We start from the raw sequence: 23,470 nt of genomic DNA, 5'->3' as shown, positions 1-23,470 counted from the left end.
TGGTAGATGCCAACCTTGGTTGGCATGAATGCCAAGCGCCAACCAAGGTTGGCGACTACCGGATCAATGGCCCTTCGGTGGCCCGCTCCTGGTAGGTGCCGACCGTTGGTCGGCACAATCTGTCGGCAGCGATGAGTTCTGCAGGGCGTGCCGACCAACGGTCGGCACCCACCGGATCAATGGCCCTTCGATGGCACGCCGTTGGTAGATGCCAACCTTGGTTGGCATGAATGCCAAGCGCCAACCAAGGTTGGCGACTACCAGATCAATGGCCCTGCGATGGCCCGCTCCTGGTAGGTGCCGACCGTTGGTCGGCACAATCTGTCGGCAGCGATGAGTTCTGCAGGGCGTGTCGACCAACGGTCGGCACCCACCGGATCAATGGCGGTCAGCTGGTGGCGCGCAGCGGCGCCATCTTCCACAACAACGCGCGGAACGGGGCCAGCAGGCAGACACCGATCGCCAGCTTCACTGCCAGGTCGCCGGCGGCCCAGCTCACCCACGGCAAGGTGGAACCGGCAAACGCGATCGACCAGAAAAGGGTGGTGTCCACCGTCGCGCTGCAGGTGGTGGCCACCATCGGTGCGCGCCACCAGCTGCCGCGGCGCAGGCGGTCGAACACGGTGATGTCCAGCAGCTGGGCCACGATGAACGCCGAGCACGAGGCAATGGCGATGCGCGGGGTGGCCACCCAGATCGACAGCAGCACCGCCACCGCGAAGCCGATCCACGCCACGCGGCGCGCCGGGCCCGGGCCGAAGCGGCGGTTGATCAGGTTGCTGACCAGGAACGCGACCGGATAGCTGAAGGCGCCCCAGGTCAGCCAGTCGTTGATCGGGTACTGCACCAGCACGTTGGACAGCAGCACCACTGCACCCATGGCCAGTACCGCCAGCACCAGGGCGCGCGGGGTCAGCGGGGCAAACAGAGGGGCAGGACGCACGGACATGGCGAGCCAGGGGGACAAAGGGATCGCCCATTATCCGCCCGGCCTGCGGCAAAGCCAAAACCGGTCGTTCAGCTTTACAGCGCTTCACTCATCACATCACCGGCGGCATAGGCCGTCGGCACATAGGCGAGGGTCTGGCCCTGCGCGCTCTTCACGTTCCAGCCGGCACCGGCCTCGGTGGGGTCGAAATGCACCCGTTGCCCGACCACGAAGGCTGCAGTCGGGTTCTCGCCCGGCGGCTGCACCGGCCAGCGCAGGGTGGCGGTGTGGTCGGCCTTGTCCGGTACCTGCAACTGCACCTGGCGTTCGCCCGTGGGCGTGGTCTCCACCTTCTTCACTTCCATTGGCGGCAGCGGCACCGCCTTGGTGCGGGTCGCCCTGGCATTGCGTTCGCTGGCCTTGAACGGCGCCTTGGACAGTTCGGACAGGCCCATCGAGGCCGCCATCGGCAGCGACAGCACCACGAATGAGGTCACGATCACGCTGGCCTCGCTGCTGTTCAACTGCGGCGCGGCGCCGGCATGGACGGTGGGCACCAGCAGCGTCGAGAGCAGCAATGCAGTGGTGGGAACGCGCAGGCAACGGAACATGGAGACCTCCTGGTCAGCGTGGGGCGGCGGCTCAGCGCCGGGTATCGAAGATGTCGCGCGGGCCGGTAGCCTCGGGCAGGTATTCCAGCGCACGGCCCTGGTTGTCCTTCAACTGCCAGCCCTGGTCATTGCCCGTCGGCTCGAAGTTCACGGTCTGGCCCACGGTGAACTGCACGGCCGGGTCGCCAACGCCGCGCGGGTACTGCATCGACGCGGTGTTCTGCGGATCGTTGGCATCGCGCAGCAGCACTTCGCGGCGGCCGTCGACGGTAGTGGCAATCGCGCTCACCTCCATCTGCGGCAGCTTGATCTGCTGCGGGCGGGCCAGCGGCTGGCCGGCATCGGCGGCATCCTGGGCTTCCTTCGCCGCGGCGGCGCGGGCCGAGGCCACCATCTGCGTGGACATTTCCAGGCTCGGTCCCTGCGGGCCCGGGTCATGGATGATCACGATGCGGCGTTCGGCATGGGCGGCCGATGACCAGGCCAGCGCGGTGACGATCAGCATCGATACCAGGGAGTTGTGCAGCAGACGCATGTCGTTCTCCTTGCGGGATTCAGGGCGAGGCGGCGGTGGCACCGGCCACCGGCACATGGGGGATCACCAGTTCCTGCTGCAGCTGGCTGCGCTGGTGCAGGAAGTCGAACACCGATTCCACCGTCACCACCGAATAGTTGCCGGAGATGCGTTCGCCGGCCGGATGGTCGGTGGTGGTGGCGTTGGCCACGAACAGGCGCGCACCCACGCGCTTGCCCAGGCCGATATGCAGCACGCTGGGCTGGTACTTCTGCTGGCGCAGCCACTGCTGTGCCTGTTCGCGCTTGACGATGGCCGGCGCGCCTTCGGCCTGCGCCATCGCCGCCGCCAGCACTTCCAGCACCCACTGGTTGGAGTTCTGGTAGTCGGTGGCGAACGGGTAGGCGACCACGTTGTACTTGGTTTCGTGCAGCGCCTTGGGCTGGATCGAGGGCGGCACCAGCATCGCGCGCAGTGCGGCACGCAAGGGGGCCGACGGCACGCCGATGCGCAGGTCGGTATGGCCGCCGCTCTCGCCGACGAAGTTGCCGAGGCCCTCGTGGTACAGCTGCGAGCTGTCGGTCTTGCAGCGGTTGAGCAGGTGCATCGCGCGCCAGCGGCCGTCGTCCTCGCGCAGCAGGAAGGCCAAGTGGCTGTGGCGCAATCCATAGCGGCTCAGGTCCTGGCCACCGCGCGCGGCGACCACCACGTCCACATCGGGCAGCGCGTCCAGGCGTTCGGCGGTGGTCCAGGCCACGTCCAGCATCGCCGCCTGCGATGCCACACTGGGGTAGCGCTCGCGGCAGGCGGTGCTGTTGGCCCAGGCCGGTGCGGTCGCCAGCAGGCTGGCGATCAGCAGCGCGGCGCGGGGCAGGCGGGAAAAACGATCCATGTCGGTACCTTCAACGGCGGGCAGGCCCGCGCGCCGATCATACGCTGCTCAGCGCAGCGGGCGATCCACGCCCTTGCGCTTGAGCTCCTTGTCGCAGGCGTCACTGATGGGAGCCACCGGCAGTGGCGGGCGCTGGCCCTTCGGATCGCGCAGCGCCGGTTGTTCGCGGTACGCGTCCAGCTGCTGCTGGCATTGATACGAGATCGGATCCAGCTCGGTGGGCGCGGTGGAACACGCGGCGAGCAGGGCCAGGGGCAGCAGGAGCAGGGTACGCATGAAGAAGTTCAGTCCAACGGGGGGCCTTGGACTGTAACCGTGGTGCCGGATCGAAATGTTCAGAAAACGCTGCGCACCCGGCATTACCGCGATGCCAGGCGCCCAGGATTGCCGGCCAGCGGCCGGCACTACCCCAGTGCCAGGCGCTGTTTCACTTCTGCCGCCACCCGCGCGGTTTCGCGCAGCGGCTCGATGCGGTCGTACTGCCAGTCCAGCCAGTGCGCCTGCAACCGCCCACGTTCGCGCAGCTGCTGCTGGAAGCGCGCCAGGCGGCCCTGCGCTGTGTCGGCCAGCGCCACCATCACCGGCATGCGCGTGGCGCACGCCTCCGAGAGCAGGTTCACCGAATCGGGCGAGACCACCACGCGGTTGGCCCAGCCGAGCAGGCCGCCATAGGGATTGGTACCGTCGCCACCATCGCCCCAGATCACGTGCGGCAGGTCGGCGAATTTCGCGCGCAGGATCTCCGCCAACGCCGGTGGGGTGCGTCGCGAGGTGGTGGCCAGCAGGCTGCCGCCTTCGCTGCGGATCTGCTCGGCCAGCGCCTGGAATACACCGACCATCGCCGTCTCATCCCAAGGCGCCAGCGGCGTCGGCCCACCGACCAGCAGTGCGGTGCGCGGGCCGGGCAGGGTGCTGAAGCCGGCGAACGCGGCGCGGCCCCAGGCCAGCCAGTCATCGTCCACCGGGTTGAGGCTGCCGAGCAGGGTCAGCACGTTGCTGCCGCGCAGGGCGTCGTGTTCGGGCACCACCACCACGTCCCAGTGGCGCGCGCCGATGCGCGGGTCGAGGATCTGCACCACCTGGCTGCCGCGTGCGCGCAGCACGCGCAGGGCGCCAGCGGCCTGGCGGCCACAGCCGATCGCCAACGCCGGGGCGTCGGCAGCCAGCGTCGCGAAGGCCTCGCCGTAGCCGTTCACATCGCCGGGCAGGCGCCGCGGCGCCAGCCAGCGCCAGGGCGCGCGCGGTTGCAGCAGCAGCGGTCGGTGGGTGCCCTGGCGCAATGCCGAGGCCAGCGCGACCGCCTGGCGGACATTGCCCGCGCGGCCGTCAGTGACCGTCCAGGGCGCGCTCGATCGTTTCACCATTGGCATTAATTCGTTTCAGTCCTGCTGGGTGTTGCAACAGTCGCGACACTCTACACTGCGGCTCGTCGATTCGCCCCGCGCCGCCCGCGGGCACTGACTTCCTTTCGCCGCCCTGGAGATCCACCGATGTCCCACGCGCTCGACGCCGCCGCCCTCGATCAGCTGTTCCGCACGGCCCGCACCCAGAACGCCTTCCTCGACAAGCCGGTCCCCGAGAGCCTGCTGAAGGAACTGTACGACCTGGTGAAGTGGGGCCCGACCGCGGCCAACACCACGCCGGCCCGCTTCGTCTTCGTCACCTCGAAGGAAGCCAAGGACAAGCTGGCCCCGGCGCTGTCCGAAGGCAACCTGGCCAAGACCATGGCCGCGCCGGTCACCGTCATCATCGGTTTCGACCTGGACTTCCACGAGAAGCTGCCGTACCTGTTCCCGCACACCGATGCCAAGGCCTGGTTCGACGGCCCGCAGGAAGGCCGCCACGAAGCCGCCATCCGCAACGGCAGCCTGCAGGGCGCCTACCTGATCCTGGCCGCGCGCGCGCTTGGCCTGGATGCCGGCCCGATGTCCGGCTTCGACCCGGCCAAGGTCGACGAAGCCTTCTTCGCCGGCACCTCCATCAAGTCGAATTTCCTGGTCAACCTGGGTTACGGTGACCCGGCGGGCCTGTTCCCGCGCCTGCCGCGCCTGTCGTTCGACGAAGCGGCGCGCATCGCGTAAGTCGCTGTATCGGTTTCGGGCCCGCCGTCGTACGGCAGGCTCTTGCTGCACCGTGTACCCACCCTACGATCCGGAGAGTTCCTCAGATGAGCGCCACCCGTAAACTGCTGCTGCCGCTGGCCCTGACCCTGGCCATCGCCGCCTGCTCCAAGCCGGCCGACACCGCTGCCCCGGCCGCCGATGCCGCCGCCCCGGCCACCACCGAGCAGGCCGCCACCCCGGCCGCCGATGCCGCCGCTGCTGCGCCGGCTGCCGAAGCGATCAAGATCGCCTCGGGCACCTACAAGCTGGACCCGAGCCACACCGACGTGCTGGCGCAGTGGAGCCACTTCGGCTTCTCCAACCCGAGCGCGCACTTCGGCAACGTCGAAGGCACCCTGGTGTACAACGCCGAAGACGTGACCAAGTCCACCGTGGAAGTGAAGCTGCCGCTGAGCGGCCTGAACAGCTTCACCGCCAAGTTCGACGAGCACCTGAAGAGCGCCGACTTCTTCGACGCCGCCAAGTTCGCCGATGCCACCTTCAAGAGCACCAAGGTGGAAGCGGCCGGCACCAACAAGCTGACCGTTACCGGCGACCTGACCATCAAGGGCATCACCAAGCCGGTCACCCTGGACGTCACCGTCAACGGCGGCGGCGAGCACCCGATGGCCAAGGTTCCGGCCGCCGGCTTCGATGCCACCACCACCCTGAAGCGCAGCGATTTCGGCGTCGGCGCGTATGCTCCGAATGTCAGCGATGAAGTGAAGATCCGCATCACCACCGAAGCCACCGGCGAAAAGCCGGCCGCTTGATGCACCCCGCTCACTCGTCGTGAGAAGGTAGAAGGCCCGCTGAAAAGCGGGCCTTCTTTTTGGGTGCGGGGGAACGCGCATTGGTAGATGCCAACCTTGGTTGGCACATGGGCACTCCGCAGGCCAACCAAGGTTGGTCACTACCGGGTATGCGCCCTCAGCGCAACGCGCCCAGCCACGCCCCACATGCTTCGCTCGGGCTCTGCTTGGCCTTCACCGCCAGCCCGCTGGCCCGTGCGAACGTCTGCGCGGCCTGCGCCACCACCTGGCGTGCGATCAGCGCCGCCTGCTTGGTCGCGGCCTGCTGCTTGCGCAGCTGCACGATGTTGATCGAAGGCCGGCCCACCGGCGCGTACTTCTGGTCGCGGCGCAGCACGTCGGCCACCTGGGCCACTTCGAATTCGGCCTGCAGGTAGCGGTGCTGTGCCGCCACCAGCTCGCGCAGCGGCGCGCGCAGGTCAGCGGTGTCGGCGAACGCGGCCAGCGCCGCATCGCAGGCGGCGTCATCGGCAAAGCGGGTACGCAGCGCGTCCACGCTGGCCAGGGTCAGTTTGGCCATGTGGGCCTCGTTGCTGCAGGAAAGGAGCACGATTGTCGCATTGCTTGGCGGCTGATGCGTTGAACCGGGTGTCGGAATCCGTGTAGAGCCGAGCCCACGCTCGGCTCATCGCGCGCAGTGCGAGGGTTTTCCGATGGCGGAGCGGAGAGCAGCCGAGCGTGGGCTCGGCTCTACAATGGCTGTTGTATCACCCACGGAAGGAAGACCCATGCAGGACGCGCAGTACTGGTTGAACGAATTCTGGTCGGGTCTGAGCGTGCTCGATCTGGCGGGCGGCAGTGTGCTCGGTACGCTGCTTGGCCTGGTGCTGGGCATCCTCGGCTGGCGCTGGCTGCACCGCCGCGGCTGGTTGCAGCGGCGCAAGCGCTGGCATCACTGGCTGCTGGCCAGCTATGTGGTGCTGCTGCCGCTGGCCACGGCCTTCTTCGGCCTGCAGCTGGGCTTCACCGCCGGTGCGCACCGCGCGCTGTTCAAGCAGCTCGATCATTTCCAGCCGCACCTGCAGACCCTGGTGGAAGGCTGGAGCGAAGGCTTCACCGACTCGCTGGACGACCCGCACATGCGCGAGGCATTGCGCAGCCAGGGCACGGTGGGCGATGTGGCCGACACCATCGCCTCGGCCTACCTCAGCGAACATCCGCTGCCCGGCCTTGATCGTCTTGGCAATGGCCCGTTGGCACGCGGCACCGGCTGGGTGATCGGCAAAGTGCGCGAAGGCCTGCTGCGCGGCATGGTGGAAGACACGCTGGTGGACAAGGCCGGCACGGTCGGGCTGGAACCCAAGGTGGTGCGTGAGGCGCTGACCATGCATGTGGATGAGCTGCTGCACACCCGTGGCGTGCTGCGGCTGGTGAAGGCGCAGATCAACGGCATGATGCCCGGCGTGTACTTCGGGCTGCTGCTGCCGCTGCTGGTCATCGCGCTGCTGGTGGCGCTGGAGATCTGGGCCGCGCAGCGGTTCGGGTGGACGGGGCAGGTGGCCAAGCCGCCGGTCGCGGTCCCTCTAGAGCCGAGCCCATGCTCGGCTCATCGCGCGTAGCGCGATGGGTCCATCGGTGGCCGAGCGGAGAGCAGCCGAGCGTGGGCTCGGCTCTACACAGTCAAAGGCGTGCGGACCAACGGTCCGCACCCACCAGGCAGGTTCTGGTGCATGGGGTCAGATCCCTTTTCCACAGGAAAAGGGATCTGACCCCGAGCCGGTCAATCGCCGTCGGCTTCGTCCGGGTGGGCCTTCCAGTAGCCGGTCGAGCGGATCCAGTCGCGCGGCACGCCCAGGTGGCCTTCGATGAACTTGCGCATCATCCGCGCGCGGCGCGATTCGGTGGCGATCCAGTAGAAGACATCGCCGTCCGGGGCCTCGAAGTCGGTCAGCATGTCTTCCAGCAGCGTGCTGCTGGCCGCCGGGAAGCCGTTGCGCTCCAGCCAGTGGATGCGCACGTTCTCGTACTGCGGCAGGTCCTGGCGTTCGGCCTCGTCGCGCACTTCAATGAAGGCCTGCACCTCGGCAGCGTCCGGCAGCACGTCCAGCCAGCGGGCGATGGCCGGCAGCGCGGTTTCATCGCCGATCAGCACGTAGGCGTCGTAGGTGTCGGCCACCACGAACGAGCCACGTGGGCCGCCGATCACCAGCGTATCGCCCGGCTGCGCGCGCTCGGCCCACGGCCCGGCGACGCCCTGGTCGTGCAGCACGAAGTCGATGGCCAGCTCGCCGGTTTCGTGGTCCCACGCGCGCGGGGTGTAGTCGCGCGACGGCGAGGGCGCCTTGCCGTCCGGGTAGCTGCGGCCTTCGGCGGTCAGCACCGGCAGCACCATCTCGCCGCTGGCATTGGGGAAGAACAGCTTGATGTGGTCGTCGGCGCCGGGCGAATCGAAGCCGGCCAGATCGTCGCCACCCAGCACCACGCGGCGCATGTGCGGGGTGACCTCTTCGGTGCGCAGCACGGTCAGTTCACGGAAGCGCACATCCAGGCGCAGGCGCGTGTTGTTGTGTTCGGTCATGGGGATACCTGTAAAGGTGTCGCGCGGGGGCGCGCGGCATGGGGGAGGACCTGGCTGGATTCAGTCTGGCTGGGTCGTTGAAAACGGTGGGCTCTCGCTACCGGCGGTACCGTTGAGCAGGGCCGAGGCCCGCGTCAGCAGCGCCGCCACTTCTTCCGCCTCGCCCTCGGCCCAGCGGCCGTGGTGATGCACCAGCGCCCGCTTGAACTCGCGCAGGGCGGTGGCCAGCGGCGGCGGCAGCGAGGCCTTGGTGATCTCGCGGGCGCGGTCGAAGGCTCGCCGTTGCGCCAGACGCACCTGGGTGCGCTGCACCTTCAGCTCGAACTCGCCGGCAGCGGTGATGCGGAAGATCCGCTTGCCATCCACTTCCTCGGCCTCGATCCAGCCGGCCTGCTCGAAGCTGGCCAGCAGCGGGTACATGGTGCCGGCGCTGGGCGTATAGGCCTGCATGAACTGGTTGCTGATCAGCTGCATCAGCTCGTAGCCATGGCGCGGCTGCTCGCCGATCAGGGCCAGCACCAGCAGGCGCAGATCGCCGCGGCTCAGCACGCGCGGCTGGCCGTTGCGGCGCGGCACCGCCGAATCGGTGGAACGGGCTCTGGGAGAAGGGGTGCGGCTCATTTCGATATATCGGTAAACGAGTGTGCAAACGATATATCGATATATCGAAGCCGGCAATCACCGATCCGGCCACAAGCAGGTCCGTTTTGGGCCACGGGCGGCCGCGTGCACAGCAAAAGGGGCGCCCCTTGCAGGGCGCCCCGGCGATGCTGTGGAAGGGAGCAGGGCCGCCAGGCCCCTCACTCGCGGCCCACGCTGGACCCGCAGCCGGTACCGATCCAGAGGCAGGTGCGACATGTTGTCGCCGGTTCAGTACCGTTGCCCGAACCGCCCCTACAGCGGTGCCGGAGTTGCCCTACAACCGTCATCGGCAGCGGTAACACTGCGTCCTGCACATGGGCGCAGCGGCCCGCAAGCGACAGCCCGCGCAGCCGCCAAGGCCCGCCGCAGGGCCGTCAGCGGGCGCGGCAAGCCCCTTGCGGACACTGGCCGGTTGCATCCATACGCCTGCGTAGCCAAGTGACGAAAGCCCTTGGTGCGCTACACTTTGCGGTCTAGAAATCTATACAACAGTCGCGCGCGTGCGTGCGGTTATGGGAGCGCTAATGAACTGGTTGAACGAGGTGCTGAACAACGACCCGAATCCTGTGGAAACCCAGGAGTGGATCGAGTCGTTGAAGGCCGTTATTGATGTCGAGGGCTCCGAGCGCGCGCATCAGCTGCTGGAAGGCATGGTGGAACTGACCCGTCGTTCGGGCGCCTACCTGCCGTTCTCTCCCACCACCGAATACGTCAATACCATCGAACCGCAGTTCGAGGCCAAGAGCCCGGGCAACGCCGAGCTGGAATGGCGCATCCGTTCGATCATCCGCTGGAACGCGATGGCCACCGTGGTCCGCGCCAACCGCAAGCCGGGTGACCTGGGCGGCCACATCGCCTCGTTCGCCTCCGGCGCCACCCTGTACGACGTAGGCTTCAACCACTTCTGGCGCGCCCCGAGCGAGAACCACCCGGGCGACCTGCTGTTCATCCAGGGCCACAGCGCCCCGGGCATCTACGCGCGTTCCTTCCTGGAAGGCCGCATCAGCGAAGAGCAGCTGGACAAGTTCCGCATGGAAGTGGACGGCGGTGGCCTGTCCTCGTACCCGCACCCGTGGCTGATGCCGGACTACTGGCAGACCCCGACCGTGTCGATGGGCCTGGGCCCGCTGGCCGCCATCTACCAGGCGCAGTTCATGCGCTACCTGGAAAACCGTGGCCTGATCGAGAAGTCCGACCGCAAGGTGTGGTGCTTCATCGGCGACGGCGAGAGCGACGAGCCGGAAACCCTGGGTGCCATCGCCCTGGCCGGCCGTGAAGGCCTGGACAACCTGATCTTCGTGGTGAACTGCAACCTGCAGCGCCTGGACGGCCCGGTGCGCGGCAACGGCAAGATCATCCAGGAACTGGAAGGCGTGTTCCGTGGCGGCGGCTGGAACGTGATCAAGCTGCTGTGGGGCGGTTACTGGGATGCCCTGCTGGCCAAGGACACCAACGGCGTCCTGAAGAAGCTGATGATGGAAACCGTCGACGGCGAATACCAGAACTGCAAGGCCTTCGGCGGCGCGTATACCCGCGAGCATTTCTTCGGCAAGTACCCGGAAACCGCTGCGATGGTCGCCGGTCTTTCCGACGACGACATCTGGCGCCTGAACCGTGGTGGCCACGACCCGCACAAGGTGTACGCCGCCTACCACCAGGCCGTGAACACCAAGGGCATGCCGACCGTCATCCTGGCCAAGACCGTGAAGGGTTACGGCATGGGCAGCGCCGGTGAGGCACTGAACCCGACCCACCAGACCAAGAAGCTGGACGACGAAGCGGTGCGCCACTTCCGCGACCGCTTCAACATTCCGGTGAGCGACGCGCAGCTGGCCGACGGCCAGGTGCCGTTCTACCACCCGGGCCCGGATTCGCCGGAAGTGCAGTACCTGCAGGAACGCCGTGCCGCGCTGGGCGGTTACCTGCCGCAGCGCCGCCGCAAGGCCGACAAGACCTTCGTGGCACCAAAGCTGGAAGCGTACGAGCGCCTGCTGAAGAGCAGCGGCGAGCGCAGCTACTCCACCACCATGGCCTTCGTGCAGAGCCTGAACATCACCCTGCGCGACAAGGAACTGGGCCCGCACATCGTGCCGATCGTGGCCGACGAAGCCCGTACCTTCGGCATGGAAGGCCTGTTCCGCCAGATCGGCATCTACGCGCCGTTCGGCCAGAAGTACAAGCCGGTCGACGCCGACCAGCTGATGTTCTACCGCGAAGACCAGAGCGGGCAGGTGCTGCAGCAGGGCATCAGCGAGCCGGGTGCGATCAGCTCGTGGATGGCCGCCGGTACCAGCTACTCGGTCAGCAACGTGCCGATGCTGCCGTTCTACATCTACTACTCGATGTTCGGCTTCCAGCGCGTGGGCGACATCGCCTGGCAGGCCGCCGACATGCGTACCCGCGGCTTCCTGCTGGGTGGCACCGCCGGCCGCACCACGCTGAACGGTGAAGGCCTGCAGCACGAAGATGGCTTCAGCCATCTGGTGGCCGGTGGCATTCCGAACGTGCGCAGCTACGACCCGACCTTCGGCTTCGAAGTGACGGTGATCCTGCAGCACGGCACCAAGCGCATGATGGAAGATCAGGTGGACGAGTACTACTACGTCACCCTGATGAACGAGAACTACACCCACCCGGAAATGCCGGAAGGCGCGGCCGAAGGCATCGTCAAGGGCATGTACCTGCTGACCGACGCCGGCAAGCCGAAGAAGGGCGAGCTGCGCGTGCAGCTGCTGGGTTCGGGCACCATCCTGCGCGAAGCCATTGCCGCGGCCGAGCTGCTGGACAAGGACTTCGGCGTGACCGCCGACATCTGGAGCTGCCCGAGCTTCAACGAACTGCGTCGCGATGGTTTCGACGTGGAACGTGCCAACCGCCTGCATCCGGAAGGTGAGCAGCGCAAGGCCTACGTGACCGAGCTGCTGGAAGGCCGCCAGGGCCCGGCGATTGCCGCCACCGACTACGTGCGTGCGTATGCGGACCAGATCCGTGCGTTCGTGCCGATGTCGTACACGGTGCTGGGTACGGATGGCTTTGGTCGTTCGGATACCCGTGCGAACCTGCGTCGGTTCTTTGAGGTTGACCGGTACTACATCGCGCATGCCGCGATTGCGGCGCTGGCGAAGGAAGGGAAGATGACCGCGAAGGACGTGGCCCGGGCGATCAAGCAGTACAAGATTGATCCGGAGAAGGCTAATCCTGTTGGGGTCTAAGGATTTGAGATGATCGTGTGAGAAAAGGGCGGCGCTGCCGCCTTTTTCTTTTCTGGGTATGCGATAAAGGCCATTCTCTTTGTGTAAGCGCTTGAGCCTGGTGAAGATGCGGCTCAAACCGCTATCTTGTCCGCGGTGCGTGAGTAGACAGCGGCGCCATGCGGCTGGCAAGTGTTTGGGTAAATTTGTTCGCGAAGGAGCAGAGTAGATGAAAAGGAAGAATGCATTAACTGAGCAAGAAATGCGTAAGGCTGAAGAATCCTTATCTTCTGTCGCTCGTCAGGTCAAATTTACAGTTGCCGAGTATCCCGTTGCAATGTACGTGCAGCGTTTCAAAAGCGATGCTGACGATCGATACTTCGTGCCCGAATACCAGCGTAATCTTTCATGGAACGATGAGCAAAAATCTCAGTTCATTGAGTCGCTTCTTGTTGGGCTGCCAATTCCATTTATGTTCTTCTATCAGACCGCGGATAGTCGGATGGAAATTGTAGATGGCTCTCAGCGGATGAGGGCGATGCGAGCGTTCCTCAGTAACGAATTGAAGTTGAGAGATCTTGTTCTGATTCCAGAGCTTAATGGATTTAAAGCAAGTGATCTTCTGCCCGAGAGAAAGAGGAGGTTGGAGGATGTGACGATCCGTACCATTATCTTGGATACGGAGACCGATGCATCAACGAGAGCAGAAATGTTTGCTCGAATTAACCGTATGGGAACCACCGCGAACGAGGCCGAGATTAGGCGCGGTTCTCTCCCAGGAGCGGTGACGGCTCTTATAAAAGAACTCGCAGAAGATAATGGTTTCATCAGGCTGACCCCGCTCACTGCGAAGGCGGTCTCGCAGAGAGAGCGCGAAGAGCTCGTGACAAGATTCTTTGCCTATGTGAGCAAGAATGAAACTCCGGATGGGCGATTTCCTGACTACAAAGATCGTCCAAAGAAGTTCCTATACGACTTTCTTAAAGAAGCAAACGAGCAGGCAATTGCGAAGCCGTCGCTCATAGAGGACATGCGCAAAGAGTTCCATGGCATGCTTAAGTTTGTCGAAAAATCCTTTGTGATGGGGTTTAGAAAAACCCCAGAAGCTAACACCGTCCCCAGGGTTAGGTTTGAGGCAATTGCGGTTGGTTCTGCACTAGTTCTCCGAAAAAATGCCGCATTAGAAGTCGATCCTGCGGTTATTTCTAAAAGGATGAGCGATATGGGGTTCGAGCGAATTGTTGTTTCGGATGGGGCAAACGTGAGGTCAAAGCTTGAAGGAAGGATAGATCTTGTCATCAAGGTTCTGGAGGTCTGATGCCTGCCCTATTAGAAGCGCTTGCAGAGCGGAAGGCTGAGTTCGATTCGCATTTGGCTTTTGCAATGGCGGTAGAGGAGCGCCTGGTTGATGGCGATCCTGTTGAGCTAGGGGCATTTAACGTCGGCGTCCGTCATCTGATGACAATAAAGTCCGGTCTTATTATTCATCTATATAACATCGTAGAAGCATTAATGACTAAAGCCATCAGCGGAGTTGCGACCGCAGTTCAGGCATCGCCACCTGGAGAATGGTCGCCCGATACCTTGCGAGAGTGGCTGAGATACAGTGCCTCTATTGATCTTAACGGTAATGAAGATAGTAGGCTGAAGGTGGTTCACGGGGCGGCCCGGAAGCTCTTGCAAGTGGATCCTATTGATAGTCTCAACTTCAAGAAGCCATCAGGAACCTGGTCGGACAAGGTTATAGTTTCATTTTCAAAGAGGCTTAATGTTAATTTTCCTCTTAATAAGGAAATTGCGGCGGTAGTAAAAAAGGAGGAGCGGTACGGCGGCAGAACGCCTCTGGAATTCCTGGCCGACAGAAGAAATGATATTGCGCACGGAGTCAGGACGTTCGAACATGGCGCTCAAGATCTGACGTTGTCTGATATTTCTGAATTGTACGGCTCATCCATTTTATACATGGAGCACGCTATCGCGGCGTTTGAGTTGTTTATTAAAGATAAGAAATACTTGTCGGTGAAAAATTGATGTCTAGCGAGAAGTTGATTTCCGCAGTTGATTTGTTCTGCGGCGTAGGTGGATTGACTTACGGCCTTGAACGTTCAGGAATTGATGTCCGACTGGGCGTTGATATCGATCCGGCATGCGAATTTCCAATTATTAACAACTCAAAAGCCCGTTTTCTTCAGGCGGATGTATCAAGCTTGGATCCTGGTGTTCTGATTAAAGCCCTGGGTACAGGAGTGCGGCTGCTCGCCGGTTGTGCCCCGTGTCAGCCGTTCTCAACTTACTCGCGCTCTGCGAAACAGAAGCATGGTGCGGCCGCGGGCGGGACCAGAAATGAGGATTGGCGGCTTATCGGCCATTTGGGGCGAATGGTTAAGGCGATTTCGCCTGATCTGATCGCGATGGAGAATGTTTCCCCCCTCGCTCAGCAGGGGGTTTTCCAGGATTTTCTTGATGGCCTGGAGGGCTATTGGGTTGACTGGAAAGTTGTTGAATGCAGCCGTATTGGGCTTCCTCAGTCGAGGAAGAGGCTAGTGCTCCTTGCATCTAAGCTAGGCCCGATTAGTGTGCCGGAAGTTGCTGGAAAGCCACAGAATGTGAGGTCGGTTATCGGAAATTTGCCCCGAATACTTGCCGGAGGGCAGGACTCTGTTGACCGACTGCATCGGGCTAGTCGATTGAGTCAACTTAATATGACAAGGATTCAGCACTCCATTCCGGGCGGGAGCTGGCGTGACTGGCCTGAAGAGATCAGAGCTCTTTGCCATATTCGGGACACTGGTGCGACTTATCCGTCAGTGTATGGTCGGATGAGGTGGGACGAGCCTGCTCCGACTATAACTACACAGTGCTTTGGTTATGGGAATGGACGATTTGGCCATCCGGAACAGGATCGCGCTATTAGTTTGAGAGAGGCTGCAATGCTCCAGGGTTTCCCTCAAAAGTATAAATTTATTTCGGACGAAGAGCCTGTTAGTTTCTCCAAGGTGGGGAGGCTCATCGGGAATGCAGTGCCAGTGACGTTGGCAGAGGTTATTGGAGGTGCGCTTATTAGGCACGTGAAAGAGTTTAAGCGGAGATGAAGTTGCTTTGTCTTGGTGTTGCGCGTGGCTGTCTACAGTTCTGAACTGGATTCTGTTTCCTCACATCCACAAGCACTGTGAAGCATGCCACGCGAGCGAGGTCTGATCTGCTTTTTGATCGCCCTTGGTGGGAATTGCAAGAGGTTTGTCGTTGATTTCGCTGTAAGGCGAGTCTTGCAGTGCAGGGCTAAGACAAATTCGTAGAGTTTTCGGGTTAACAGAGATTAGATAAATATCAAAAAGTGTATGTACGTCGGCGCGAAGCAGGAGGCCGTTGCAGGCTACATTGCTCGTTCGGCCACTGTATGGGCGAATATGGGCGGCCTCCAGCGCATCAACTATGTTGCATCCCGTCATAGCACAGCGGCCGCCGTATGCGTCCAGCAGAGCCTTACGGAAGGCGGGCTGCCCGCGCCGCCGAACGATAGCTGCCAGCACACGCTGCCTCTCGTCCGCCTCGTTTGCTGGTGAGAAACTGCCAGATGCCTCCGCCTCTTTGACCTCCTGCTCCAACAGCCCCCTTGTGGGACCAGAGACCGACGTGAGCGTCTCACCAGACAGCCCGAGGAGCTTGGCAAGTTTCGGCTCAACCCTTGCACCCACTTTCGATGCTGGAAGAAGCCCGGGTAGCCAAGGCTTACCCGCCTGATCTAGAACATGGGAGATGTTCTGCATGCGGTATTCCCATGCCTTGGACGTGCGTCCGTGGCGGGCCGCCAGTTCCCGATAGACCCTTGTCTTCTCAAGGGCTGATCCATTGGCAAGACGGGCTTCCATTTGGCGATACGCCTCAACGGCAGCAGCCAATTCGTCTTCAGTCCACTTATTCACAGCCTTCCCCTGTCCGCGACCGCACGTGGCGTCCTGGGGAAGTATGCCGTAAGCGACACAATGAGCTGCTAATGGCTTGGAACGGAAGAGCGTCGCGTGTCAGCGCAAACCGCAGGCTGTTCAGGCCCGTCGGTACGCCTCGTATGCAAAGTCCAGCTGCAAAGCCCTAGTCGGCCGGAAGTAGTCGGCTACTCCAGCGCAGGAGTAGAGGTTGGACGCAAGGCGCCTCAGTGCCTCGGCTTATGAAGCCTAGGATGAGCAACTGTGATGAAGAGTTGTCCACCAGCAGAGCGGGCTCACCTCGGCAAGTGAGCTCGAAGTACCTAGCTTCAAAGCGTCCGGCACCGAGGGCTGCATCTTCAACCGCTAGGCTTAGGGCTTCCTCGCGCATGACAGCAAACTCTGCAGCCGAGACTTTGGGGTAGGTCTTCAGCTCCAAATCGCCTTTTGGCAGGTGGAAGTGGGGGAGCGCTGAACCAATCAGCGCTGCCAAACACAGTGCAGCGGCAGCGTACGTCAGAGACTTCATTGGAAGTCCTGCAGATCAGAGGCGAACGAAGATGAGGCTGCGACGATGGCCCGCAGCCTAGTACTTGAGGCCAAAGCCTTGGGCGTTACTCCCGCACGTGTAGCCGCTCAATAGCCTGCGCAGTCAACGCTACACATGCCATCTTCAGCCCTTCCATCACCCGATCCCCCAGGTACTCCTCGGGCGCGCCGTTCTGCCGAGTCCGCTCCGCGGCCAGCATCAGCTCCGCCACCACGCGTAGCCCCGCCAGCGCGCAATCCGCATCCGCCAGCTGAAGACACCGCCCAGGCAGTTGATGCCGCTCTGGCCAAGGCTGGCCGTCCGCCGCCGCACCAGTACCGATGCGATGCAGCGTGGCGACGAAGGCGTTGGGATCGACGGACGGTTCGCGCTCGGGTTCGGCGTTGTCCGGATCGTACTGCGCGTGCAGGGAACGGAAGTCCGATGTGTTCATGGCAATGCTCCGTACAGGACAGATAGCAGCGCCACCAATAAAGGTGGCGGACGGTGCGGGCTCGAAAACCGGTATATGCCAGACCGGCGGGTCCGAAGACCCCCACGCACCGCCCGCCATGGAACGCGAACGGATTGCCAGCCGACGCCACACAAAGGTGACGTCGGCTGGCAAGCGCATACAGCTGGCATAAACACGGGTTTTCGAGTCCCGCGCCACCCTTTTCCGGTGGCACGCCAAGAGATACCCGCGCAGCTGCCAAATGCCAAGAAACTGCAGAACCGGTGATCGCCAGACCTGACGCTTTCGGCATTGTCGCACACGGTGTTAAGCCGGCAAGCGATTGCGCTGCAACGGTCTTCAAGGGCTTGGCGCTATTGGCTCCAAGCGCAGTAACGCCCGCAGCCAGGGCAATGGCCTAGGGCCAATCGCGACAGATTGGAGCAGCGGTTCAGCCGGGCGGCGCCTCGGCCGTGGGCACGAAGGTCAGACGGACCCGCACCCGCGCATGCAGCGCGACGCCCTCAACCACGACCGGATCAAAGCGCCACTGGCGCACTGAGGTAAGGCCACACGATCCATCTCCCGCAGTCCGCTGGACCGCGCCACCATCACGTTGTAAACGTGGCCCAGCTCATCCAACTGAGCAACCAGCACCACCTGCATGGGAGCCTGCAGGAAGGTATCGGGCGGCGTGACGAGGGCCGTTGAATACTCAATGGCAGGCGCCTGCTGCAGCTCGAAGGCGGGGTTGTCACCGCGCTCCACGAACACTTCAGTGGAAACCTGCGGGTCTGCCGCCATGGCCATGGCAGGTGTAGCGCCCAGCAGCATCAGAGCGAGGTTCAGTGCCAGGGCGGTGTTGAAGCGGGGCATGCGTGGTTTCCATTCCGGTGCGCTGCAAGCATAGCGGCCATCCTCTGGCATCGCTTGTCTTGAATGCCGGCATGCCGGACGGCTGCAAGGTTCACACAGCCACGCCCGGCCGAGGCCACAGCGCATCGTCGCGCTCCAGGTCGTAGTCGCTGCCGAACGCCAGCGCCGCGTCGTGTGGAGGAAGGTCTGCGTAGCAGCCCAGCAGGTACTCATCCATGCCTGCGTCACCATGATCGATGGCGAACAGGTAGAGAAGCTCCTTGTCGAAAGCTTCCAGCCATGCAGGGTCGATCTTGGTCATTGTCATCCTCCCGAAGCAGGGGAGGATGACCTGGGGAGGTCTCAGGGGCTGCGACCTCCTGCCCCAAGGGAGGCCGCCTCGACCTGGGTGGTCAGCCCATGCGCATGGCGTGGCTCTGCTGTTCCTGCGTACGTGCATCCAGCGCCTGCTGCGCATTCTGGCGGGCGAGCTCGCGCTGATCGCCCACCACAGCCAGTTGCTGCAGCGACTCAGCCACCGGCGTTTGTGCAGCCACGGCAGTGGGCATCCCTGCACGCAGGTGGGCGGGGTCAGATAGGTCGCCTTGTACAACAAAGATGGTGTGACCCGCCGGCTGATTGGCCGTGGCGTTGCTCAGCACCACATGGTCCACCTGTTCCAGACCCTGCTCGCGTGCCTTCACTGTCAGGCTGGCGGCGAGGTTCTCACTGGTCGCGTCGAAGGGGCGGCCGTGCTTCTCGTCCAGTGCAGCGACGCCCTGGCGAATCTGCTGATGGAGCGCGTAGTCCGGGCTGCCCGGCTCTATCGCTGCGATTCGGCGACCTTCCGTAAAGAGAGGCTCGGGTTCCTGCGTAGACACCACGCGTGGGCTCTTGGCGATCTCTCTGTAGGGATCTTCAGGATGAAACTGCTTCGCCTTGACCTCGCGCTCCAGGCGAACCTCGCGGGTCTCGTTCAACGCGGAAATCTCGGCGGGATCGGTCTCTTTGGTTGTTCTATCCAGCGGGGGAACGCCCACTGTGCGGTTCCAGCTGCCGTCCTTGGGGTCGTAGCTGTGATAGTCGAACTTGGTACCAATCACGTTCGGATCGACGGCGTCGCGCTGCAGGAGCGCTGCGCCCTCGAACTTGCTCAGCTCAACGAAGTAGAAATGCCCAGCGGGCTGCGGCATATCCAGGTGCACGCTGACGGCCGTCTTGCCGGCACGGAATGCGCCGGCAGCGCTGTTGTCCAGCATGTTCTGCCAGACCTTTTCGGCTGCCTGCTCGCCGCGTTTGTGCTCCGTGGACACCAGCAGCAAGCGTGGCGTCCAGCAGTTCACATTGAGGTCGTTCTTTTCGAACGAAACATCGTGGGATTTGAGCGTGCTGGTGTAGGGCAGGTTGAGTGCCAGATCGGGCCTGCCGGCCTCCATCCAACTTCTGCGCTCCGCCAGGTCGTTCCTGATCAGATCCTGGCCGAAGGTTTCTTGCTTGCGTTCGGTGAACGCGACGTTCTTCTCGTTGCCGAACAGCTTGGCCTGCTGCTCGGCAACGGCGGTCGCAAAGCTGTTGGCCACCCGGCCGGGGAGGCTGTCGTTGCGCACAACACCCAACGCCAGCAGTCCGTAGCCATCATTTTCGGGAAGCTGCGCGAGATAGTTCCAATACAGCTCGCGATTTCCCTCCTTCGCGTAGGAGGACAGGACACGAATGTCCTTATCGGTAAGTCCGCTCATGATTCATCCTTGAGATGCGGTTTACGGCTGAACGCGATATCGGCTCAGAAGATCACGCATGCTGGTTTCCAGACGCTGCCAGTCGCTCAGCATGACGCGTGCATAGTTCATCTCGATGGCAATGCTGTCGCCCACATCCACGATGGAATGGCGGCACATTGCGATCTGGCCTTCTCCGGCGCGTTCAAGTGTCTTGCCCTGAATCGTGAGCCCGTCAGGAATGCGATCTGCCGGGTCGCAGCTGATGAACGTTGTCAGTTGCCCCTCCGCCGAGCGGGCCACATACCAGTCGGGCTCCATCCCCGGGTTGTGCACGTAAGGCCTGCCCAGCGCAGCCTCCGAGTCCTTTGCATAGGCTGCCATCAACGATGGGTCAATCGCATACGGCGTCAGACCCCAGCGCTCGGGTTGTGCAACGCGCAGCGCTAGGTTCTCTACCGGGTCCCTTCGCTCCAGTGATCCCGGCGCGCTGGTGGCTTCGCTACTGGACCGACGCGCCAGATAGTTCTGGATGGGAACGCGATCAATGTACCTAAGCTCGACCAGCACCTGCCGCCGGCTGTCCTGCGTGCTGCGCACCGGGCGGTCACCGGGGGGCGCTGCATCGAAATCCGGCCAGAACACCGTGAGCATGACGCCCCCATCGGCCAGGGGGCCCGTCTGGTTGTAGTAGAGGTTGGCCGGGAACATGAAGCGGTGCGGGCCAAGCCGAGCTTCCACCGGCTGCGTCGTGTAGGTCTGTCCGCCCACCGTACGTGGGCTGGTTGCGGTTTCGGACATGGGGGTTCCGTTCGGGTCCTTTTCCGTGGATGGGGCCTTCGCGCAGGCGGTGGTGCTGAGCACGGCCACCAGGACGAAGTAGGCAAGCCGGCAAGCCGGTGCTCTGCTCATGGGCGATTCCCTTGCATGATCGAAACGACTATAGAACGGTGGAATGGCAAGCTCCAGTCGTTGCCGGACCTTGCTCACGCCCGGATCCAGTACTGGACGCTGGCTCACATATTCAGCAAGTCGTGATCAACGCTTTCTATCCCTCCACCTGCCCCCCATCCCACCTATGCCATCATCCGCCCAGGACCGCAGTACCCAACAAGGCTGAGCAGGCATGGAGCAGGCAACACGCTACACCGCAACCCTTTATCTGGCCGCCCCCGGCACCCCGCTGAAGAGTGGAGGCGTCTCGCCGCGCGGCCATATGTACCTGCAGGTGGCCGCGGGCGACGAGGCCCACAGTTACGGCTTCGCGCCGCCGCGCCAGGCGCCTGGCGAAACCCGCACCGGCGTGCAGTACGCGCAGGTGCGCCACGACGATGCCGACGAGCATCTGGACCCGTACTACAGCCGCACCTTGGAAATCACCGAGGAGCACTACGGCTGCCTGCGTGATTTCGCCGAGGAGCCGGCCGAGTTCGAATTCGATGTGGATCGCCCGGCCACCATCAACCGTTGCAGCGATTTCGTCTGGGCTGCCCTGCACTACGCCGGCCTGCATCCGCTGCCGGTGCCGCTGGATGGGGGCAGCAACCTGGGCGAGTTCGCGGTGCTGTTCAACCTGCCAGAGATCCAGTGCATTGCCGCGCCGTTCCCGGGCAGTGATCTGAATGCCGAGACCCATCATGCGATGCCCGAGCGCGAGGCCGAGCATCATCGCCAGGGCGACCGCGCCAGCGATGAGCCGCCGCCGACGCCGATTGAAGTGGCCGGCACGCTGCTGGACCCTTCGCACCCAGACCATCGCCTGTTCTCGCAGCTGATCCAGAAAGTGGCCGAACTGGACGCCGCGCACGGCCGCCCGTTCGATGCCGCCAGCCAGCGCATCAGCGCCAGCCTGCTGGTGCTGGCCAAGCAGAACAACCTCTCGCGCGTGGACCACGTGCTGCTCAGCCAACCGACCCAGAACAGCCACGCCGCCGAGAGCATCTTCATCGTGCAGGGCGACCGCAACGACCCAGGGCACCGCCGCGCCAGCATCGCCACCGAAGTGGCGGCCAAGACCGATGTGGCCGATTCGCTGAGGTTAAAGGAGCAATGACGCGGCCGCTGCGGCGGGGGTTGGTGGTACTGGCGGTGCTGGGCGCGCTGGTGGCATGCCGTGCGTCACCAGCGCCTGAGGTTGCGCCGCCCCTGCTGACGCGCGCACAGGCCGAGGCCCGCACAGTTGTGCCGTTCACGCGGGCCGTGCAGTTGCAGAAGGCCGGTCGGATTGCCGAGGTCACGTTTGATTTGCCGGCGGCCCAGAAGCCGGCCATTCCGATCCTGAACATTGGGTTGCGGCTGCAGGATACCGACGGGCGCTCGTTGCTGGACGCGTGGGAGAAGATCAGGCTGGGAAGGCCACCCACGCGATTGCGCCTGGAGCGGATTGATGGCGGCGCACCTGGTCCTGTACAGCTATGGCAGAGCACTCCTGACGGGCGCGACTCACAGAGAATTCCAGAAGATGAGGTTGTGCGATATCTCTCCGATACAAGCTTGGATGAGGGCGCACTGATCGACGCCGGTCTGCACTCGCGTGAGATGCTGTATCAGGTACTTCAGGTCGCGGATGTCGGTTGGCTGGAGCCGGGCCGGTATCGGTTGACAGTCGACCTGATGGAGGACCGTCCGCAGCTGGAAGGGCTCCATGCCGAACTTATTGTTGGATATCAATCGCTAGGGAAGTAAGACATGAGCAAGGAAGCAGAGCGCTATACGGTCACGATTCATCTTGCCGCACCGGGCACGCCGAGAGTCGATGTGGGCGACGCGGGCCAGAAGAGATTGTTGGATCCGTCATTTGCTGGGCACATGTTCCTTTCGCTGACACGATCAAATGACCCGGTACCCGTGAGCAGGGGATTCACGATGGGGAACGACCGTGCGAATCCTTCGCTGGGCAAAGTCGATGACACGGATCTGCGGGTCTACGACAAACCCCGCTTCGAGCGCACGATCGAGATCAGCAAGGCGCAGTATGATCGCATCCTCGAATTCTCGACAGACCCGAAGAAGCACGGCTTCGACATGAACTACGACTTCTTCTCCAACGCCTGCACCGATTTCGCCTGGGGTGCCCTGAACCACGCAGGCCTGCGCCCGGTCGGGCTGGCCGGGGAGATCACCAACTACGAGGGCGCCACCAGGGTCCTGGACAACATCCGCGCCGTCAACGCCATTCCGCAGCAGGTGAAGGGCAGCGAGCTGGACAGGGTGCAGTGGAACCCGATGCCGAAGCAGACCTTCCGCGAGTGGATGTTCACCGAGAACGGCGAGCAGTGGCGCGGCAACAGCACCCTCGCGGCAAGCGGCACGCCCGCAGACCCGGCGCACGGGGATCATGCCCGTCTCAACCAGATCCACCAGCAGGTGGCCGACCTCGGCGCTTTCGGTGCACGCAACGGCAATGTCAGTGCCAGCCTGCTCGCGCTGTCGAAGGAGCAGCAGTTTTCGCGCGTGGACGAAGTGGTGCTGGGCGAGCAGCGCGGTGATACCGCGCCGAAGCTGTTCATCGTGCAGGGTGACCGCAGTGACCCGGCGCACCAGCGCGCCAGCATGCCGGCGGAGCTGGCAGCGCAGGCACCGGTGGAGGCCTCGTTCGAACGGGTCGCGCAGTTGCAGCAGAACCTGCCGCAGCGCGATGTGCAGCGCCTGCAGGAAGAGCAGCAACTGGAACAGAGCCACGGCCCACGGATGGCATAGCCGGCGGGTAGCGCCAAGGTCGAACGTCTGCCATGCCCGCGCCGGCGCACGCCACGCCCCCCACCTGCTACCATTCCCCCGC

At 63.4% G+C, this 23,470-nt stretch carries 25 protein-coding genes; 10 read left to right on the top strand and 15 right to left on the bottom strand.

Annotated elements, in window-relative coordinates; translation table 11 throughout:
* Positions 1-388: 388 nt before the first annotated feature.
* From AC5P56_RS09315 to AC5P56_RS09290, 6 genes are all read right to left on the bottom strand, one after another.
* Complete coding sequence (locus AC5P56_RS09315; protein ID WP_014645727.1) at positions 389-949, bottom strand: queuosine precursor transporter; 561 nt, start codon at positions 947-949, stop codon at positions 389-391.
* Positions 950-1,023: 74 nt separating this feature from the next.
* On the bottom strand, positions 1,024-1,539 hold the full coding sequence (locus AC5P56_RS09310) for a hypothetical protein (RefSeq protein WP_495231553.1): 516 nt from the start codon (positions 1,537-1,539) through the stop codon (positions 1,024-1,026).
* 31 nt (positions 1,540-1,570) lie between these two features.
* Positions 1,571-2,074 (bottom strand): hypothetical protein, encoded by a 504-nt coding sequence (locus tag AC5P56_RS09305; RefSeq protein ID WP_014645729.1) that lies wholly within the window; start codon positions 2,072-2,074, stop codon positions 1,571-1,573.
* Positions 2,075-2,093: 19 nt separating this feature from the next.
* Positions 2,094-2,945: a DUF2145 domain-containing protein gene (locus AC5P56_RS09300; protein WP_197602877.1), complete on the bottom strand. Its 852-nt coding sequence runs from the start codon at positions 2,943-2,945 to the stop codon at positions 2,094-2,096.
* 48 nt (positions 2,946-2,993) lie between these two features.
* Positions 2,994-3,221 carry a hypothetical protein gene (locus AC5P56_RS09295; RefSeq protein ID WP_014645731.1) on the bottom strand — a complete coding sequence of 76 codons (228 nt, stop codon included), beginning with the start codon at positions 3,219-3,221 and terminating at the stop codon, positions 2,994-2,996.
* Positions 3,222-3,349: 128 nt separating this feature from the next.
* Positions 3,350-4,309, bottom strand: coding sequence for a mitochondrial fission ELM1 family protein (locus AC5P56_RS09290; RefSeq protein WP_180835707.1), 960 nt, complete (start codon positions 4,307-4,309; stop codon positions 3,350-3,352).
* A 126-nt stretch (positions 4,310-4,435) separates the two neighbouring features.
* On the opposite strand from AC5P56_RS09290, the gene AC5P56_RS09285 reads away from it, so the two are divergent.
* Together AC5P56_RS09285 and AC5P56_RS09280 are read left to right on the top strand one after the other, a co-directional pair.
* Complete coding sequence (locus AC5P56_RS09285) at positions 4,436-5,026, top strand: malonic semialdehyde reductase (RefSeq protein ID WP_005415046.1); 591 nt, start codon at positions 4,436-4,438, stop codon at positions 5,024-5,026.
* Positions 5,027-5,112: 86 nt separating this feature from the next.
* Positions 5,113-5,820: a YceI family protein gene (locus AC5P56_RS09280; protein ID WP_005415047.1), complete on the top strand. Its 708-nt coding sequence runs from the start codon at positions 5,113-5,115 to the stop codon at positions 5,818-5,820.
* Positions 5,821-5,977: 157 nt separating this feature from the next.
* Here AC5P56_RS09280 and AC5P56_RS09275 read toward each other — a convergent pair whose 3' ends face one another.
* Entirely contained in the window at positions 5,978-6,379 is a 402-nt protein-coding gene (locus AC5P56_RS09275; protein WP_495231552.1) for a hypothetical protein, read from the bottom strand.
* 208 nt (positions 6,380-6,587) lie between these two features.
* On the opposite strand from AC5P56_RS09275, the gene AC5P56_RS09270 reads away from it, so the two are divergent.
* Positions 6,588-7,418 carry a hypothetical protein gene (locus AC5P56_RS09270; protein WP_197602872.1) on the top strand — a complete coding sequence of 277 codons (831 nt, stop codon included), beginning with the start codon at positions 6,588-6,590 and terminating at the stop codon, positions 7,416-7,418.
* 161 nt (positions 7,419-7,579) lie between these two features.
* On the opposite strand, the gene AC5P56_RS09265 is transcribed toward AC5P56_RS09270, so the two are convergent.
* Both AC5P56_RS09265 and AC5P56_RS09260 read right to left on the bottom strand, forming a co-directional pair.
* Positions 7,580-8,377, bottom strand: coding sequence for a siderophore-interacting protein (locus AC5P56_RS09265; protein ID WP_495227876.1), 798 nt, complete (start codon positions 8,375-8,377; stop codon positions 7,580-7,582).
* A gap of 60 nt (positions 8,378-8,437) precedes the next feature.
* Complete coding sequence (locus AC5P56_RS09260; RefSeq protein ID WP_169411549.1) at positions 8,438-8,998, bottom strand: PadR family transcriptional regulator; 561 nt, start codon at positions 8,996-8,998, stop codon at positions 8,438-8,440.
* Between the two features lie 545 nt (positions 8,999-9,543).
* Here AC5P56_RS09260 and aceE point away from each other — a divergent pair.
* The 4 genes from aceE (at position 9,544) to AC5P56_RS09240 (ending at position 15,302) form a co-directional block, all read left to right on the top strand.
* Positions 9,544-12,231, top strand: a complete 2,688-nt coding sequence (gene aceE, locus AC5P56_RS09255; protein ID WP_164232748.1) for a pyruvate dehydrogenase (acetyl-transferring), homodimeric type — start codon at positions 9,544-9,546, stop codon at positions 12,229-12,231.
* Positions 12,232-12,439: 208 nt separating this feature from the next.
* Positions 12,440-13,528 carry a DUF262 domain-containing protein gene (locus tag AC5P56_RS09250; RefSeq protein WP_495227879.1) on the top strand — a complete coding sequence of 363 codons (1,089 nt, stop codon included), beginning with the start codon at positions 12,440-12,442 and terminating at the stop codon, positions 13,526-13,528.
* A complete protein-coding gene (locus AC5P56_RS09245; RefSeq protein ID WP_495227881.1) occupies positions 13,528-14,241 on the top strand; it encodes an MAE_28990/MAE_18760 family HEPN-like nuclease in 714 nt (237 codons plus the stop codon). Before AC5P56_RS09250 ends, AC5P56_RS09245 begins: the two co-directional genes overlap by 1 nt.
* The gene (locus AC5P56_RS09240; RefSeq protein WP_495227883.1) at positions 14,241-15,302 is read left to right on the top strand and encodes a DNA cytosine methyltransferase; all 1,062 of its coding nucleotides are present in this window, start codon (positions 14,241-14,243) and stop codon (positions 15,300-15,302) included. Before AC5P56_RS09245 ends, AC5P56_RS09240 begins: the two co-directional genes overlap by 1 nt.
* A gap of 60 nt (positions 15,303-15,362) precedes the next feature.
* Here the strand turns inward: AC5P56_RS09240 and AC5P56_RS09235 are convergent, their stop codons facing one another.
* The 6 genes from AC5P56_RS09235 to AC5P56_RS09210 all read right to left on the bottom strand — a co-directional run bounded on the left by AC5P56_RS09235 (position 15,363) and on the right by AC5P56_RS09210 (position 20,679).
* Complete coding sequence (locus AC5P56_RS09235) at positions 15,363-16,133, bottom strand: HNH endonuclease (protein WP_495227885.1); 771 nt, start codon at positions 16,131-16,133, stop codon at positions 15,363-15,365.
* Between the two features lie 614 nt (positions 16,134-16,747).
* Positions 16,748-17,116: a hypothetical protein gene (locus AC5P56_RS09230; RefSeq protein WP_495227888.1), complete on the bottom strand. Its 369-nt coding sequence runs from the start codon at positions 17,114-17,116 to the stop codon at positions 16,748-16,750.
* 486 nt (positions 17,117-17,602) lie between these two features.
* Entirely contained in the window at positions 17,603-17,992 is a 390-nt protein-coding gene (locus AC5P56_RS09225; RefSeq protein ID WP_262094021.1) for an energy transducer TonB, read from the bottom strand.
* A gap of 91 nt (positions 17,993-18,083) precedes the next feature.
* Positions 18,084-18,293 (bottom strand): hypothetical protein, encoded by a 210-nt coding sequence (locus tag AC5P56_RS09220; RefSeq protein WP_262094020.1) that lies wholly within the window; start codon positions 18,291-18,293, stop codon positions 18,084-18,086.
* 91 nt (positions 18,294-18,384) lie between these two features.
* On the bottom strand, positions 18,385-19,710 hold the full coding sequence (locus AC5P56_RS09215; RefSeq protein WP_495227891.1) for an XVIPCD domain-containing protein: 1,326 nt from the start codon (positions 19,708-19,710) through the stop codon (positions 18,385-18,387).
* Between the two features lie 21 nt (positions 19,711-19,731).
* Entirely contained in the window at positions 19,732-20,679 is a 948-nt protein-coding gene (locus AC5P56_RS09210; protein ID WP_262094018.1) for a hypothetical protein, read from the bottom strand.
* Between the two features lie 136 nt (positions 20,680-20,815).
* On the opposite strand from AC5P56_RS09210, the gene AC5P56_RS09205 reads away from it, so the two are divergent.
* From AC5P56_RS09205 to AC5P56_RS09195, 3 genes are all read left to right on the top strand, one after another.
* Positions 20,816-21,742, top strand: coding sequence for an XVIPCD domain-containing protein (locus AC5P56_RS09205; protein ID WP_262094017.1), 927 nt, complete (start codon positions 20,816-20,818; stop codon positions 21,740-21,742).
* A complete protein-coding gene (locus AC5P56_RS09200; RefSeq protein ID WP_495231551.1) occupies positions 21,739-22,374 on the top strand; it encodes a hypothetical protein in 636 nt (211 codons plus the stop codon). Before AC5P56_RS09205 ends, AC5P56_RS09200 begins: the two co-directional genes overlap by 4 nt.
* Before the next feature lie 180 nt (positions 22,375-22,554).
* The gene (locus AC5P56_RS09195) at positions 22,555-23,388 is read left to right on the top strand and encodes an XVIPCD domain-containing protein (protein ID WP_495231550.1); all 834 of its coding nucleotides are present in this window, start codon (positions 22,555-22,557) and stop codon (positions 23,386-23,388) included.
* The last annotated feature ends 82 nt before the right edge of the window (positions 23,389-23,470 follow it).

It is taken from the genome of Stenotrophomonas sp. YJH_SMC_131, from assembly GCF_059367975.1.
The sequence above is the reverse complement of the archived record's forward strand: the minus strand, read 5'-3'. Positions and strand labels throughout refer to the sequence as shown.

Coding starts and splice junctions, on each gene's coding strand:
- AC5P56_RS09315 (WP_014645727.1), bottom strand. CDS start 949: ATGTCCGTGCGTCCTGCCCCTCTGTTTGCCCCGCTGACCCCGCGCGCC.
- AC5P56_RS09310 (WP_495231553.1), bottom strand. CDS start 1,539: ATGTTCCGTTGCCTGCGCGTTCCCACCACTGCATTGCTGCTCTCGACG.
- AC5P56_RS09305 (WP_014645729.1), bottom strand. CDS start 2,074: ATGCGTCTGCTGCACAACTCCCTGGTATCGATGCTGATCGTCACCGCG.
- AC5P56_RS09300 (WP_197602877.1), bottom strand. CDS start 2,945: ATGGATCGTTTTTCCCGCCTGCCCCGCGCCGCGCTGCTGATCGCCAGC.
- AC5P56_RS09295 (WP_014645731.1), bottom strand. CDS start 3,221: ATGCGTACCCTGCTCCTGCTGCCCCTGGCCCTGCTCGCCGCGTGTTCC.
- AC5P56_RS09290 (WP_180835707.1), bottom strand. CDS start 4,309: ATGGTGAAACGATCGAGCGCGCCCTGGACGGTCACTGACGGCCGCGCG.
- AC5P56_RS09285 (WP_005415046.1), top strand. CDS start 4,436: ATGTCCCACGCGCTCGACGCCGCCGCCCTCGATCAGCTGTTCCGCACG.
- AC5P56_RS09280 (WP_005415047.1), top strand. CDS start 5,113: ATGAGCGCCACCCGTAAACTGCTGCTGCCGCTGGCCCTGACCCTGGCC.
- AC5P56_RS09275 (WP_495231552.1), bottom strand. CDS start 6,379: ATGGCCAAACTGACCCTGGCCAGCGTGGACGCGCTGCGTACCCGCTTT.
- AC5P56_RS09270 (WP_197602872.1), top strand. CDS start 6,588: ATGCAGGACGCGCAGTACTGGTTGAACGAATTCTGGTCGGGTCTGAGC.
- AC5P56_RS09265 (WP_495227876.1), bottom strand. CDS start 8,377: ATGACCGAACACAACAACACGCGCCTGCGCCTGGATGTGCGCTTCCGT.
- AC5P56_RS09260 (WP_169411549.1), bottom strand. CDS start 8,998: ATGAGCCGCACCCCTTCTCCCAGAGCCCGTTCCACCGATTCGGCGGTG.
- aceE (WP_164232748.1), top strand. CDS start 9,544: ATGAACTGGTTGAACGAGGTGCTGAACAACGACCCGAATCCTGTGGAA.
- AC5P56_RS09250 (WP_495227879.1), top strand. CDS start 12,440: ATGAAAAGGAAGAATGCATTAACTGAGCAAGAAATGCGTAAGGCTGAA.
- AC5P56_RS09245 (WP_495227881.1), top strand. CDS start 13,528: ATGCCTGCCCTATTAGAAGCGCTTGCAGAGCGGAAGGCTGAGTTCGAT.
- AC5P56_RS09240 (WP_495227883.1), top strand. CDS start 14,241: ATGTCTAGCGAGAAGTTGATTTCCGCAGTTGATTTGTTCTGCGGCGTA.
- AC5P56_RS09230 (WP_495227888.1), bottom strand. CDS start 17,116: ATGAACACATCGGACTTCCGTTCCCTGCACGCGCAGTACGATCCGGAC.
- AC5P56_RS09225 (WP_262094021.1), bottom strand. CDS start 17,992: ATGCCCCGCTTCAACACCGCCCTGGCACTGAACCTCGCTCTGATGCTG.
- AC5P56_RS09220 (WP_262094020.1), bottom strand. CDS start 18,293: ATGACCAAGATCGACCCTGCATGGCTGGAAGCTTTCGACAAGGAGCTT.
- AC5P56_RS09215 (WP_495227891.1), bottom strand. CDS start 19,710: ATGAGCGGACTTACCGATAAGGACATTCGTGTCCTGTCCTCCTACGCG.
- AC5P56_RS09205 (WP_262094017.1), top strand. CDS start 20,816: ATGGAGCAGGCAACACGCTACACCGCAACCCTTTATCTGGCCGCCCCC.
- AC5P56_RS09200 (WP_495231551.1), top strand. CDS start 21,739: ATGACGCGGCCGCTGCGGCGGGGGTTGGTGGTACTGGCGGTGCTGGGC.
- AC5P56_RS09195 (WP_495231550.1), top strand. CDS start 22,555: ATGGGGAACGACCGTGCGAATCCTTCGCTGGGCAAAGTCGATGACACG.